Genomic DNA, 14,231 nt, shown 5'->3' on the forward strand with positions numbered 1-14,231 from the left:
ACCCACCCCCCCCCACCCTGCTTCCCCCTTTTTTTTCTTATTCTCCGCCCCGCCCCCCCCCCCCCCCCCCCCCCCCCCGGGGGGGGGGGGGGGCCCCCCCCCCCCCCCCCGCCCCTCGCGTGCGTGGGGTGTGTGCCGGCGCCCGGGGTGCGAACCGGGCCCCGGGCTGCTAACGCGTCTCCCGCGCCGGGCGCCGGACCGCCGTCGCCGCCCGGTGCAGGGCCGCCGACCAGGCCGTTGTCGTCGCCGACCAACGCAGAGACAGGGACCAGGCCAGCCGCACGGCGGAGCGCGGAGCCAGCGCGGCACGCAGACGGGTCACCCGGGTGGCGGAGTGGCGGAGGCCGTCGCGGACGTGGTGGATGTCGGCGGCGAGGCCGGCGACGGGGTGCTGACGGGGGGCGTAGAGGGCCTGCTCGACCGCCGTGGCGATGCGGCGCGCGGCCTGGGCCGGCACGTCCACAAGGCCGCCTTCGCGGACGAGCCGGGCGACGGCACGGCGTGGCGTCTCGGAGTCGTCGGGCAGGACCCCGTAGTCCCACGCGGTGTCGACCAGCTCACGCCACGCGTCGAGCACCCGGTGCTGCCCCAGCCGCCGGGCCCGCACGCGCCGCCGCCACAGCATCGGTAGCAACGGCACGACGACCACGACCGCGCCGACGAACAACAGCACCACGCCGAGCAGCAGGGCCGGCAGCACCCCGCCGCCCGCCACGCCCAGCAGCCAGCCCCAGAGGCCGCCGCTCTTCGGGCCGCTGCCGGAGACCGCGGCGAGCGGGTCGCAGTCACCCTGCTGCGCCTGCTTGGCGGTGCACGTGGGCGACGCGGAGGCGCTCGCGCTGGGCGCCGCGCTGTTGTTGCGGGGCGGCACGTCGGGGCTGCTGGAGCCGGAGTTCGCCGAGGTCGGGTCCTGCGTGTAGTCGGGCTGCGAGCCGCGGGTCGGGGTGGGCTCGAAACGGGTCCAGCCGATGCCCTCGAAGTACAGCTCGGGCCAGGCGTGGGCGTCCTTCAGCCCGACCGTGTACGAGCCGTCGGTCTGCGGGGTGCCGGGCGTGAAGCCCACCGCGACGCGGGCCGGGATGCCCAGGGTCCTGGCCATGGCGGCCATGGTGAAGGCGAAGTGGACGCAGAAGCCTTCCTTGTTCTTCAGGAACTTGGCGATCGCGTCCACCCCGGTGCCCGAGGACACCGAAGTGCTGTACGTGAACTGGCCGTTGGTGAACCAGTTCTGCAGGGCGACGGCCTGCTCGTACTCGTTCGTGGCGTTCTTGGTGATCGACAGGGCGGTGTTCTTGACCACGGCCGGCAGCGAGTCCGGGACCGCCGTGTACTCGCGGACCAGGTTCGCCGAGGGGCTGGGCGCCGCGGCGAGTTGGGCGGCGGTCGGCTCCACCTGGAGGCTGGTCACCGAGTAACTGACGCCCGAGGTGGTCTGGCCACGGTCGCCGATGATCGTGCGGCCCACCGGCTCGTACCGCCAACGGCCGTTCACCCGGACCTGCTTGGCCGGGTAGGGGAGCGGCAGCCACAGCTGCCCGTAGTCCTTGGCCGCGGCGACGTTGGTCTGGACTTCGGTGGTCTTGATCTGCGGGCCGAGCCCCGCCGGGGTGGGCAGTTGAGCCGGTACACCGGTGAGGGACCGTTTGGCGGACTGCCACTGCTCGCCGTTGAACTCGTCGAGGGAGACGATCCGCAGATACAGGTCCGAGGTGTTCTTGGCGTTGGTCCGGTAGGTGAGGACGTCGCGATTGTCGGGCTGGTTGAGATTGTCCGTGAGGGCGACCAGCGGGTTGACCGCGAGGATCGAGCCTCCGCGTCCGGTGCCCTGGCCCGCGCCGGTGGCCGCCAGCAGACCGCCGCTGAGCGAGGGCAGCGCGGCGGGCGCGATCAGGGCGATGCCCAGCGCCATCGCGCCGATCCTGCGGCCGGTACGCACCGGGGCGGTCGCCGACCCCTCGGAACCCGAACCCCTGGAGAAGGCGGACGCCCCGCCCGCGTAACCGGCCGCCGCAGAACCGCCGCCCGGGCCGCCGAAGACCCGCCCCCAGCGCGACAGCCGGTCGCGGCCCTCGGCCAGCAACAGCAGCAGGTAGCCGGCCGCCGCGATCAGGAACCACAGCCAGCGGCTGCCCCCGCCCGCCAGCCCCGCCGCGATCGAGTACAGCGCCAGCAGCGGCAGCCCCGCCGGGGCCGCGCTGCCGTAGGTGACCGCCAGCGCGTCCACCGCCAGGGCGATCAGCAGTACCCCGCCGACCAGCAGCAGCCGGATTCCGGTGGTGACCGGCGCCGGGATCGCGAACTGGCTGACGTCCTGCACACCGGTGGTCAGCAGTTCGCCGAAGTGCCGGAAGACGCCCGTCCCCGGCAGGAAGCCGAGGAAGGCCTGCTGCTGCGCGAAGATCAGCGTCAGCAGCAGCAGGGAGGCCGCCGCCTGCGCCAGGATCGTCAGCGGCCGGGCCAGCGGCACCCGCCGGGCCAGCGCCCCGACCGAGCTCTGGATGATCACCAGGAAGAGGGCCTGGAGTATCCAGGCGCTGCTGTCCGTCAGCGGCAGCAGGGAGCAGGCCGCCATGATCGAGGCGGCCGCCGCGCACACCGCCAGCCTGGCACGTCCGCTCATCATCGGGCCCCCGCCTCCTCACGCGACCGGTAGCGGTCGGCCCGCTGCCACAGCTCGTCCAGCCCCTCGCCGGCCGCCGCCGGCAGCACCGTCCAGCCCGCCTCGCGCAGCATCCGCACCGTGCGCTTCTCCCCGCTCTCGCGTACGGCCTCCGGCGCGGGGTCGGCGCCCGTCGGCGGTACGTCCGGACAGCCGTCGTCGGTCTCGCGCAGGGCGGCCGTCCAGGCGGAGCTGTCCGTCACGAAGGCCACGGCGCCGCCCGTACGCTGGCGCATCCGGCCGACTATGGCCGCCTGCTCCTCGTCCAGGTCGCCCAGGAACGCCACCAGCAGCCCCTCGCTGCCGGCCCGCAGCACCTCATGGGCCCGGGAGAGCCCGGCCGCGTGCTCCTCGGAGTGGTCGATCACCGCGAGGGTGTCCAGCAGCACCCCGGCGGCGTCGGAGGAGTCGGTGACGCCGAAGCCGCCCACCCCGTCGGGGCCGGGCACCGAGCTGCCGGTGTCGGTGAGCAGCCGTACCGAGTAGCCGCGCTCCAGCATGTGCACGGCCACCGACGCCGCCCCGGCGACCGCCCACTCGAAGGCGGAGTCGGGCCCGGCGCCGTAGAAGGCCTCCCGCCGGGTGTCGAGCAGCACGGTGCAGCGGGCCTTGTGCGGCTGCTCCTCGCGGCGGACCATCAGCTCGCCGTACTTGGCGGTGGACCGCCAGTGCACCCGCCGCAGGTCGTCGCCGTGGCGGTAGCCGCGCGGTATGACGTCGTCCTCGCCGGCCAGCGACAGGGCCCGGGTGCGGCTCTCGCCGTAGCCGGAGGCCTCGCCGGCCAGCCGCACCGGCGGCAGCGGCTGGACCTTGGGGACCACGGTGAGGGTGTCGTAGGCGCTGAAGGAGCGGGTCAGCTCGCACATGCCGAAAGGATCCGTCAGCCGCAGCTGCAGCGGCCCCAGCGGATAGCGCCCGCGCAGATCGGAGCGGACCCGGTACGACACCTCGCGGTGCCCGCCCGGCTCCACCCGGTCCAGTACGAAACGCGGCCTGGGCCCGAGCACGTAAGGCACCCGGTCCTGGAGCATCAGCAGCCCGGTCGGCACCCGCGACACGTTGTCGACCCGCAGATGCACCCGGGCCTCGGACATCGCGGGCACCCGGGACGGCGCCAGCCGCCGGCTGCCCGCCACCCGGTAGCGCGTCCGGTGCAGCACGACCACGCACACCAGCGGCAGCGCCGCCAGCAGCAGCCCGACCCGCAGCAGATCCGGCTGGCCCAGCACGTAGGCGCACACCGCGGCCGCCACGCCCGCCGCCAGGAAGGACCGCCCGCGCGTCGTCAGCCCCGCGAGGGCCGCCCGCAGCCCGCTGCCCGGATCACCCGAGGGGTCCGGGGCGCCGGGGGCGGGACCAGGTCCGGAGCCGGACATCACAACCCCCGCGCCCCGCCGGGCGACGGGTGGCCGTACGGGTCCGGCACCGGCGTGCGCTGCACGATCTCGGCCACCACCTGCTCAGGCGTACGCCGGTTCAACTGCGCCTGCGCGGTGGGCAGCAGACGGTGCGCCAGCACCGCCGACGCCAGCGTCTGCACGTCGTCCGGCAGCACGAACTCCCGCCCGTCCAGTGCCGCCGCCGCTCTCGCCGCCCGCACCAGGTGCAGCGTCGCGCGCGGTGACGCGCCCAGCCGCAGGTCCGGGTGCTGGCGGGTCGCGCTCACCAGCGCCACCGCATACCGCTGCACCGGCGCCGAGACATGCACCGTACGCACCGCCTCGACCAGCTTCACGATCTCGTGCGCATGCGCGACCGGCTGTACGTCGTCCAGCGCCGGGGCGCCGCCGTGCACATCCAGCATCTGCAGCTCGGCCTCGGCGCTCGGGTAACCGATCGACACCCGGGCCATGAAGCGGTCGCGCTGCGCCTCGGGGAGTGGATAGGTGCCCTCCATCTCCACCGGGTTCTGGGTGGCGATGACCATAAAAGGGCTGGGCAGCTCATAGGTGGCACCGTCCACGGTGACCTGCCGCTCCTCCATCGACTCCAGCAGTGCCGACTGGGTCTTGGGCGAGGCGCGGTTGATCTCGTCCCCGACCACGATCTGCGCGAAGATCGCACCGGGCTTGAACTCGAAGTCCCGCCGCTGCTGGTCGAAGACGCTGACCCCGGTGATGTCGGACGGCAGCAGATCCGGCGTGAACTGGATGCGCCGCACCGAGCAGTCGATGGACCGCGCCAGCGCCTTGGCCAGCATGGTCTTGCCCACGCCCGGCACATCCTCGATCAGCAGATGCCCCTCGGCGAGCAGCACGGTCAGCGAAAGCCGTACGACCTCGGGCTTGCCCTCGATCACGTTCTCCACCGAGCGGCGCACCCGCTCCGCGGTGGTGGTCAGATCCGTAAGGCTCGCTCGTGCGTCATAGGTCGTCACCCCGGCCCTCCTCGGCCCAATTCCCCGTTCGCGTCCCTGACCTCGGGCGAGGTGGCGCGTTCGGAGCATTCTTACTCCAACTATGCTCCGCGTCACTCGTCTTCCGTTACTCAGTCGTGATTTCCCGCAGTAGTCCGGTGTGCACATCGAAGACAAACCCTCGAACGTCGTCCGTATGTGCTAGGAACGGCGACGTCCGCACCCGCTTCATCGACTGCCGTACGTCCTGGTCCACATCCCGGAAGGACTCGACGGACCAGGTCGGCCGCTGCCCGACCTCGTCCTCCAGTTGCGTCCGGAAATCCTCGGTGAGCGTCTCGAGGCCGCAGCCGGTGTGGTGGATCAGCACGATCGACTCGGTGCCGAGGGCGCGCTGGCTGATCGTGAGCGAGCGGATGGTGTCGTCGGTGACGACTCCGCCCGCATTGCGGATCGTGTGACAGTCACCCAGCTCCAGGCCCAGGGCGGCGTGCAGGTCGAGGCGGGCGTCCATGCACGCGACCACCGCCACCTTCAGGACCGGCCGGGCGTCCATGCCGGGATCGCGGAACTGGTCCGCATAGCGCCGGTTCGCCTCGACGAGCCGGTCGGTGACGGAGTCAGTGCCTCGGGTCGGCTGCTGCTCAGATATCGACATGACACGACCGTAGATGGCGCCAGGCCTTCCGACCTGCTGTGAGGTCCCACAAATCTCGGTCAATCGGCTGCATTGTGAGGTAACCCACAAGCGGGCGCCCCGGTTCCCCCAAAGGGATGAATCGGGAAGCGGGTGTCCGCGCGGGCGTGTGCGCCGGGGCGGGGTTCTCGTTGACCGTGGGGCTTAGTGGAGTAAAGTGGCGCGAAGTGGGTCGCCTGAGCCCGGCCCGAATTGCCTGACCAGCTGCGGGAGGTGCGGATGTTCCTCGGGACGTACGCGCCGCGGCTGGACGACAAGAGCCGGCTGGTGCTGCCCGCCAAGTTCCGCGAGCCGCTCGCCGAGGGCCTGGTGATCACCAAAGGGCAGGAGCGCTGCCTGTACGTTTGGCCGCTCGCCGAGTTCCAGGCGATGACCGAGCGGCTGCGCGAGGTCCCCGTCACCTCGAAGTCCGCCCGGGACTACATGCGCGTGCTCTTCGCCGGCGCACATGACGAGGTGCCCGACAAGCAGGGCCGCGTCACCCTCCCGCAGGGCCTGCGTGAATACGCCGGACTGCGCCGCGACTGCGCCGTCATCGGTGCCAACACCCGGGTCGAGGTGTGGGACACGACCGCCTGGGAGGGCTATCTGGCGGCCCAGGAAGACGCTTTCTCGGCGTTGTCCCAGGAGGTGCCGCCGGGCTTACTGTGACCCTCCCCCGGACTCCGTCCGGGGCCCCAACCGTAGCCTGCTGTCTCACGTACGCGTACGTGACGCTCGGCCTCCTCCCGCTCCCCGGTCCGCTGGCACTACTTCCCCGGTGCCAGCTGCCCTCCAGAGCGGGCGGGGACCAAGTGGTACGTCCCGAACACATGAGAAGGGCCCGATGAGCACCACCCCCTCCCACGTCCCCGTGATGCTGCGGCGCTGCCTGGACCTGCTGGCGCCCGCGCTGGCCACAAGGCCGGATGGGGTTCCCCATGCCGAAGGCCAGGGGCCGGTCGTGGTGGACGCCACGCTCGGGCTCGGCGGTCACAGCGAGGCACTGCTCGCGGAGTTCCCGCAGGCCCGGCTCATCGCGATCGACCGCGACCCGGCGGCGCTCAAGCTCGCCGGCGAGCGACTCGCCCCGTACGGCGACCGGGCCACCCTCGTGCACGCCGTCTACGACGAGCTGCCCGAGGTCCTCGACCGGCTCGGGATCCCCAGGGTCCAGGGCATCCTCTTCGACCTCGGCGTCTCCTCCATGCAGCTCGACGAGGCCGAGCGCGGCTTCGCCTACGCGCAGGACGCGCCCCTCGACATGCGGATGAACCAGAGCACGGGCATCAGCGCCGCCGAGGTGCTCAACACGTATCCGCCCGGCGAGCTGGTGCGGATCCTGCGCATGTACGGCGAGGAGAAGTTCGCCCGCAAGATCGTCGACGCGGTCGTACGGGAGCGGGACAAGGAGCCCTTCACCAACAGCGCCCGCCTGGTCGACCTGATCCGCGCCGCCCTGCCCCAGGCCGCGAAACGCACCGGCGGCAACCCCGCCAAGCGCACCTTCCAGGCCCTCCGCATCGAGGTCAACGGCGAGCTCGCCTCCGTCGAACGCGCCATCCCCGCCGCCGTCGCGGCCCTCGCGGTCGGCGGCCGCATCGCCGTCCTGTCCTACCAGTCCCTCGAGGACCGCATCGTCAAGCAGGTCTTCGCCGCCGGCGCCGCCAACACCGCACCCCCGGGCCTCCCCGTCGTCCCCGAGCGCTACCAACCGCGCCTCAAGCTCCTCACCCGCGGCGCCGAACTCCCCACCGAACTCGAAATCGCCGAAAACCGCCGGGCCGCCCCCGCCCGCCTCCGGGGGGCGGAGCGCATCCGCGAGGAGGAGCCCCGGTGAGCGGCGGGGGACTGCGGATGCCGTCGCGGCGGCCGGGGGCGGCGCGGTCGCCGTTCGTGCTGCTGATCGTGTTGCTGCTGGCCGGCGGGCTGTTCTCGCTGTTGTTGCTGAACTCGGCGGTGGTCCAGGACTCCTTCCAGCTGAACGATCTGCAGAAGCAGACGACGCAGCTCACGGACGAGGAGCAGGCCCTGCAGCAGGAGGTCGACGGGTACTCCGCACCGGACGCGCTGGACAAGCGGGCGCGTGAGCTCGGAATGGTCCCCGGGGGGAACCCGGCCTTCCTCGCGCCGGACGGGAAGGTGCGCGGCCAGGCGGACGCGGCGACCAGCGAGCCGCTCCCCGAGCCCTCCGTAACCCCGACCCCGACGTCGACGCCCACGCAAACGCCCACGCAAACGCCCACGCCGACACTGACGCCGTCGCCCACCGCGACGCCGACACCGACCGCGACCCCGAGCGTGACGGCCGCCGTGACCGCGACGCCCAGCGCCTCGGCGCAGGCCTCCGCAGCGGCCGCCGTTCAGACGACCACGAGGAGCAACGGGTGAGCGGGGACACGCCGCCGCGCAGGCGGCAGGGACGGCCCGACCGGCCGACGGCGCGGCCGGGGACACCCCAGCGCGCCCCGCGCAAGGCGGCGGCGCAGCCGCCACCACGGCGCCGCCCGCCGGACAGGCGGCCGGTGACAGCCTCCGGAGGCACGACGCTGCGGCTGGGCAAGCCGCGGCCGCGGCTGCGGCTGGTGAGCCTGGCGCTGACGCTGGTGATGCTGACGTTCGTCGTACGGCTGCTCCAGGTGCAGGCCGTCGACGCCTCCGCGTTCGCCTCGAAGGCCGAGGCCAACCGCTACCTCACGTCGACGCTGCCCGCCGAGCGCGGCACGATCACCGACCGGGACGGCGTGGACCTGGCCAACACCGTGGACGCGTACGACATCACGGCCGACCCGATGCTGTTCACGACGGCGGAGACCCAGGTGGACGACGCCCCGCAACAGGCGGCGGAGCTGCTCGCCCCGATCGTCGGCGGCGACGAGAAGAAGATCGCCAAGCAGCTCGCGAACTACCCCGCCTCCCGCAACGAGGTCGTCGCCAAACAGCAGTCGCCCCAGGTCTGGAACCAGATCAAGGACCTGCAGAGCGCCCTCGCCGACAAGGCCGCCAAGGGCAAGGGCGCCAACGTCCTGCTCGGCATCTTCCACCAGGCGCACAGCAAGCGGGTCTACCCCAACAACGACCTCGCCGCCGGAGTCATCGGCTTCGTCAACTCCGAGGGCAAGGGCGGCGGCGGCCTGGAGCAGCAGTACAACACCGAGCTGGCCGGCAAGGACGGCACGATCACCTACGCCCAGTCCGGCGGCCGCCGGATCCCGACCGCCGGCGTGCGGGAGAAGGCCGCCCAACCCGGCTCGACGGTCGAGCTGACCGTCGACCGGGACATCCAGTGGGCGGCCCAGCAGGCCATCAGCGACCAGGTCCGGCAGTCCTCCGCCGACCGGGGCTACGTCATCGTCCAGGACTCGCAGACCGGCGAGATCCTGGCCATGGCGAACTCGCCCGGCTACGACCCCAACGACCTCAGCAAGGCGGACTCCTCCGCCATGGGCAACGCCGCCCTCCAGGACGCGTACGAGCCCGGCAGTGTCAGCAAGCTGATGTCGATGGCCGCCGTCCTGGACGCGGGCGTGGCCACCCCCACCACCAAGGTCACGGTCCCGGGAACCCTTCCCCGCGCGGACCGCGTCTTCCACGACGACGTGGACCACGGCACGTGGCATCTGACGCTCAACGGGGTACTCGCCAAGTCCAGCAACATCGGCACGATCCTCGCCGCCGAACAGCTCGGCAAGACCCAGAAGCAGGCGAACAAGGTGCTCTACTCGTATTTGCGGAAGTTCGGGATCGGTCAGCAGACCGGCCTCGGCTTCCCCGGCGAGACCTCCGGCATCCTGGCCAAGCCGCAGGACTGGAACGCCTCGCAGCAGTACACGATCCCCTTCGGCCAGGGCCTGTCCCTCAATGCCCTGCAGGCCACGTCCGTCTACTCCACGATCGCCAACGGCGGCGTGCGGGTCGAGCCCACCCTCGTCAAGGGCACCACCGGCGCCGACGGCAAGTACGTCCCCGCGGCGACCCCCAAGAAGACCCGCGTCGTCAGCAAGCAGACCGCCACCACGCTCTCCCAGATGCTGGAGTCGGTCGTGGGCGACGAGCAGGGCACCGGCATCAAGGCCCGCATCGCCGGCTACCGCGTCGCGGGCAAGACCGGCACGGCCAACCGAGTGGACCCGGAAACGGGTCTGTACAGCGGCTACACGGCCTCCTTCATGGGCTTCGCGCCCGCCGACAAGCCCCGGATCACCGTCTCCTGCGTGATCCAGAACCCGACCAGCGGCAGCTACTTCGGCGGCCAGATCTGCGGGCCGGTCTTCAAGAACGTCATGGAGTTCGCCCTGAAGAAGCTGAAGGTCGAGCCCACCGGGACCAAGGCGCCCAGCCTGCCGGTCGACTGGAACCCGTCGAAATCGTGACAGCCGTGAGCGGAATCACGCCTTCCTCCCCACCCGGGGCCTCTTTTGGCCCCGGGACCGGCCCGGCGGGTACTCTCACCGCCGTGCCACTCGCTGATCAGTCCCAAGGAAAACCCGGAGCGAAACGGCCGGGTGCCCCCCGCCCGTCCCAGGTCCGGCCCAAGCCGCTGGCGGAGCTGGCCGACCGGCTCGGCGTCGCCCTGCCGTCCGCGTCCCCGCAGGTCCACGCCACCGGCATCACCCACGACTCCCGGGCCGTCCGCCCCGGCGACGTCTACGCGGCCCTGCCCGGCGCCCGCCTCCACGGCGCCGACTTCGCCGCCCAGGCCGCCGAGCTCGGCGCGGTCGCCGTCCTCACCGACCCGGCCGGCGCCGAGCGCGCCGCCGCCACCGGCCTGCCGGTGCTGGCGGTGGAGAACCCCCGCTCCCGGATGGGCGAGCTGGCCGCCACGATCTACGACCGGCCGGGTGACGCCCTGCTGCAGATCGGCATCACCGGCACCTCCGGGAAGACCACCACCGCCTATCTGGTCGAGGGCGGCCTGCGCGCGGTCCACGGCACCGCCACGGGCCTGATCGGCACGGTCGAGTCGCGGATCGGCGACGAGCGGCTCAAGAGCGAACGTACGACCCCCGAGGCCACCGACCTCCAGGCGCTGTTCGCGGTGATGCGCGAGCGCGGCGTGGAGTCGGTCGTCATGGAGGTCTCCAGCCACGCCCTGGTGCTCGGCCGGGTGGACGGCGCGGTCTTCGACGTCGCCGTCTTCACCAACCTCAGCCCCGAGCACATGGAATTCCACTCCGGCATGGAGGATTACTTCCAGGCCAAGGCGCAGCTGTTCACCCCGCGCCGGGCCCGGCTGGCCGTGGTCAACCTCGACGACGAGTACGGCCGCCGGCTCGCCGCCGAGGCCACGGTCCCGGTGACCACCTTCTCCGCCGAGGGCCACCCCGACGCCGACTGGCGCGCCGAGGGCGTCGAGATCGGGCCGATGGGCTCCCGCTTCACCGCCGTCGGCCCCAAGGGCGAGCGGGTCGCCGCCGCCGCGCCGCTGCCCGGGCCCTTCAACGTCGCCAACGCGCTGGCCGCGATCACCGCCCTGGTCACCGCCGGGATCGACCCGCAGCTCGCCGCCCAGGGCGTCGCCGCCGTGCCGGGCGTGCCGGGCCGCCTCGAACGGGTCGACGCCGGCCAGCCGTATCTGGCGGTCGTGGACTACGCCCACAAGACCGATGCCGTGGAGTCCGTGCTGCATGCCCTGCGCAAGGTCACCGACGGCAGCCTGCACATCGTCATCGGCTGCGGTGGTGACCGCGACACCACCAAACGCGGCCCCATGGGCGCCGCCGCCGCGCGGCTGTCCGACACCGCCGTACTGACCTCCGACAACCCGCGTTCGGAGGACCCCCTCGCCATCCTCGCCGCCATGCTGGCCGGGGCCGCCGAGGTCCCCGCCCACGAGCGCGGCCACGTCGTGGTGGAGCCCGACCGGGCCGCCGCCATCGCCGCCGCCGTCGCCCGCGCCCGCCCCGGGGACACCGTGCTGGTCGCGGGCAAGGGCCATGAGCAGGGCCAGGACATCGCCGGGGTGATCAGGCCCTTCGATGACCGCGACGTCCTGCGTACGGCGATCCAGGCCATCCAGAACGAGAAGGACCAGGACCAGCTGTGATCCCACTCACCCTCGCCGAGGTCGCACACGCGGTCGGCGGGAGCACGCACGACATACCGGACCCGCAGGCCCTCGTCACCGGGGCCGTGGTCATCGACTCCCGCCAGGTCGAGCCGGGCAGCCTCTTCGTCGCCTTCGACGGCGAGCACGTCGACGGCCACGACTACGCCGGGCAGGCCGTGGAGGCCGGTGCTGTCGCCGTCCTGGCCACCCGGCCCGTCGGCGTGCCCGCCATCGTCGTGGACGACGTACAGGCCGCCCTCGGCAGGCTCGCGAAGTACGTCATCGAACGGCTGGGCGCCACCCTCGTCGCCCTCACCGGATCGGCCGGCAAGACCAGCACCAAGGACCTGATCGCCCAGCTCCTCGAGCGGATCGCGCCGACCGTCTGGCCGGCCGGCTCGCTCAACAACGAGATCGGGCTGCCGCTGACCGCGCTGCGCGCCGACGAGTCCACCCGGCACCTCGTGCTGGAGATGGGCTCCCGGGGCATCGGGCACATCCGCTACCTCACCCAGCTGACCCCGCCCCGCATCGGCGTCGTCCTCAACGTCGGCACCGCCCACATCGGCGAGTTCGGCGGCCGCGAGCAGATCGCCCTGGGCAAGGGCGAACTCGTCGAGGCCCTGCCCGCGGCAGATGCAGGCGGCCTCGCCGTCCTGAACGCCGACGACCCCCTCGTACGGGCCATGGCGAGCCGCACCAAAGCGCGCGTCGTCCTCTTCGGCGAAGCCGCAGACGCGGACGTACGGGCCGAGAACGTACGACTCAACGACCGAGGTCAGGCGGTATTCACACTCGTTACACCTACCGGGTGCAGCGAAGTGACCTTGCGCCTGTACGGTGAGCATCACGTGTCGAACGCGCTCGCCGCGGCCGCCGTCGCCCGTGAACTGGGCATGTCCGTCGAGGAGATCGCCACCGCGCTCTCCACGGCCGGGACGCTCTCCCGCTGGCGTATGGAGGTCGTCGATCGGCCGGACGGCGTGACGGTGGTCAATGACGCCTACAACGCGAACCCCGACTCCATGCGGGCCGCCCTGCGCGCGCTCGCGGCCATGGGCCGGGGCCGGCGTACGTGGGCGGTGCTCGGCGAGATGGCGGAGCTCGGAGGGGAATCCCTCACCGAGCACGACGCGGTCGGGCGGCTCGCCGTCCGGCTCAACGTCAGCAAGCTCGTGGCGGTGGGCGGCCCTGCGGCCGCCTGGCTGCAAATGGGCGCCTACAACGAGGGTTCGTGGGGTGAGGAGTCGGTGCACGTGTCCGACGCTGAGGCGGCGATCGATCTGTTGCGCAGCGAACTGCGTCCGGGAGACGTCGTGCTGGTGAAGGCATCGCGTTCTGTGGGCCTGGAGCGGGTGGCGATCGCGCTTCTCGACGGCGCTGAGGGCGGGGTCACCGCCTGATGAAGCAGATCCTCATCTCCGGTGTCATCAGCCTGTTCCTGTCGCTGGTCGGTACCCCGCTGCTGATCAAGCTGCTGGCCCGCAAGGGCTACGGCCAGTTCATCCGCGACGACGGCCCCAAGGAACACCACAGCAAGCGCGGCACGCCCACCATGGGCGGTATCGCCTTCATCCTGGCCACGCTCGTCGCATACGCCGTCACGAAGGTGATCACCTCCGAGCGGCCGACCATCTCCGGCCTGCTGGTGCTCTTCCTCTTCGCCGGTATGGGCGTGGTCGGCTTCCTCGACGACTACATCAAGATCGTCAAGCAGCGCAGCCTCGGCCTGCGCGCCAAGGCGAAGATGGCCGGCCAGCTGATCGTCGGCATCACCTTCGCCGTCCTGTCGCTGCAGTTCGCCGACGCCCGGGGTCAGACCCCGGCCTCCACGAAGCTGTCCTTCACCCAGGACTTCGGCTGGTCGGTCGGCCCGGTGATCTTCGTCATCTGGGCGCTGTTCATGATCCTCGCCATGTCGAACGGCGTGAACCTCACCGACGGCCTCGACGGCCTTGCCACCGGCGCCTCCGTCATGGTCTTCGCCGCCTACACCGTCATCGGCGTCTGGCAGTACGGCCAGTGGTGCGGCAACCCGCTGATCGCGGACAGCGCGTGTTACGAGGTACGCAATCCCCTTGACCTGGCAGTCGTCTCGGCAGCCCTGATGGGCGCGTGCTTCGGCTTCCTGTGGTGGAACACCTCGCCCGCCAAGATCTTCATGGGCGACACGGGGTCGCTCGCGCTCGGCGGCGCGCTGGCCGGTCTCGCGATCCTGTCGCGTACGGAGCTGCTGATCGCCATCCTCGGCGGCCTCTTCGTCCTCATCACCATGTCCGTCGTCATCCAGGTCGGCTCCTTCCGCCTCACCGGCAAACGCGTCTTCCGCATGGCGCCGTTGCAGCACCACTTCGAGCTCAAGGGCTGGGGCGAAGTCCTCGTCGTCGTCCGCTTCTGGATCATCCAAGGCATGTGCATGGCGGTAGGCCTGGGCCTCTTCTACGCGGGCTGGGTGGCGGCGAAGTGAATGCCGCTCCGCGGAGCTGCGCGT

11 protein-coding genes are annotated in these 14,231 nt (G+C 71.9%); 7 read left to right on the top strand and 4 right to left on the bottom strand.

The features are described 5' to 3' along the window. Positions 1–169: 169 nt before the first annotated feature. The 4 genes from ACFXJ5_RS14860 to ACFXJ5_RS14875 form a co-directional block, all read right to left on the bottom strand. Positions 170–2,620, bottom strand: coding sequence for a DUF3488 and DUF4129 domain-containing transglutaminase family protein (locus ACFXJ5_RS14860; protein ID WP_384630914.1), 2,451 nt, complete (start codon positions 2,618–2,620; stop codon positions 170–172). Further along, positions 2,620–4,035, bottom strand: a complete 1,416-nt coding sequence (locus tag ACFXJ5_RS14865; RefSeq protein WP_384630768.1) for a DUF58 domain-containing protein — start codon at positions 4,033–4,035, stop codon at positions 2,620–2,622. Before ACFXJ5_RS14865 ends, ACFXJ5_RS14860 begins: the two co-directional genes overlap by 1 nt. Next, positions 4,035–5,036 carry an AAA family ATPase gene (locus ACFXJ5_RS14870; protein ID WP_384630769.1) on the bottom strand — a complete coding sequence of 334 codons (1,002 nt, stop codon included), beginning with the start codon at positions 5,034–5,036 and terminating at the stop codon, positions 4,035–4,037. Before ACFXJ5_RS14870 ends, ACFXJ5_RS14865 begins: the two co-directional genes overlap by 1 nt. A gap of 106 nt (positions 5,037–5,142) precedes the next feature. Beyond that, a complete protein-coding gene (locus tag ACFXJ5_RS14875; protein WP_384630770.1) occupies positions 5,143–5,673 on the bottom strand; it encodes a beta-class carbonic anhydrase in 531 nt (176 codons plus the stop codon). A gap of 258 nt (positions 5,674–5,931) precedes the next feature. Between ACFXJ5_RS14875 and mraZ the strand changes: the two genes are divergently transcribed. The 7 genes from mraZ to mraY all read left to right on the top strand — a co-directional run bounded on the left by mraZ (position 5,932) and on the right by mraY (position 14,207). Next, positions 5,932–6,363 (top strand): division/cell wall cluster transcriptional repressor MraZ, encoded by a 432-nt coding sequence (gene mraZ, locus ACFXJ5_RS14880; RefSeq protein WP_384630771.1) that lies wholly within the window; start codon positions 5,932–5,934, stop codon positions 6,361–6,363. Between the two features lie 175 nt (positions 6,364–6,538). Then, complete coding sequence (gene rsmH / locus ACFXJ5_RS14885; RefSeq protein WP_384630772.1) at positions 6,539–7,531, top strand: 16S rRNA (cytosine(1402)-N(4))-methyltransferase RsmH; 993 nt, start codon at positions 6,539–6,541, stop codon at positions 7,529–7,531. Beyond that, entirely contained in the window at positions 7,528–8,082 is a 555-nt protein-coding gene (locus ACFXJ5_RS14890) for a septum formation initiator family protein (protein WP_384630773.1), read from the top strand. Before rsmH ends, ACFXJ5_RS14890 begins: the two co-directional genes overlap by 4 nt. Beyond that, positions 8,079–10,064 (top strand): peptidoglycan D,D-transpeptidase FtsI family protein, encoded by a 1,986-nt coding sequence (locus tag ACFXJ5_RS14895; RefSeq protein WP_384630774.1) that lies wholly within the window; start codon positions 8,079–8,081, stop codon positions 10,062–10,064. Before ACFXJ5_RS14890 ends, ACFXJ5_RS14895 begins: the two co-directional genes overlap by 4 nt. A 5-nt stretch (positions 10,065–10,069) precedes the next feature. Continuing rightward, positions 10,070–11,737, top strand: a complete 1,668-nt coding sequence (locus tag ACFXJ5_RS14900; protein ID WP_384630775.1) for a UDP-N-acetylmuramoyl-L-alanyl-D-glutamate--2,6-diaminopimelate ligase — start codon at positions 10,070–10,072, stop codon at positions 11,735–11,737. After that, complete coding sequence (locus ACFXJ5_RS14905; protein ID WP_384630776.1) at positions 11,734–13,143, top strand: UDP-N-acetylmuramoyl-tripeptide--D-alanyl-D-alanine ligase; 1,410 nt, start codon at positions 11,734–11,736, stop codon at positions 13,141–13,143. Before ACFXJ5_RS14900 ends, ACFXJ5_RS14905 begins: the two co-directional genes overlap by 4 nt. After that, on the top strand, positions 13,143–14,207 hold the full coding sequence (gene mraY, locus ACFXJ5_RS14910; RefSeq protein WP_384630777.1) for a phospho-N-acetylmuramoyl-pentapeptide-transferase: 1,065 nt from the start codon (positions 13,143–13,145) through the stop codon (positions 14,205–14,207). The genes ACFXJ5_RS14905 and mraY overlap by 1 nt, the downstream gene beginning before the upstream one ends. Positions 14,208–14,231: the final 24 nt, after the last annotated feature.

Source organism: Streptomyces sp. NPDC059373 (genome assembly GCF_042751495.1).
GTDB lineage: Bacteria > Actinomycetota > Actinomycetes > Streptomycetales > Streptomycetaceae > Actinacidiphila.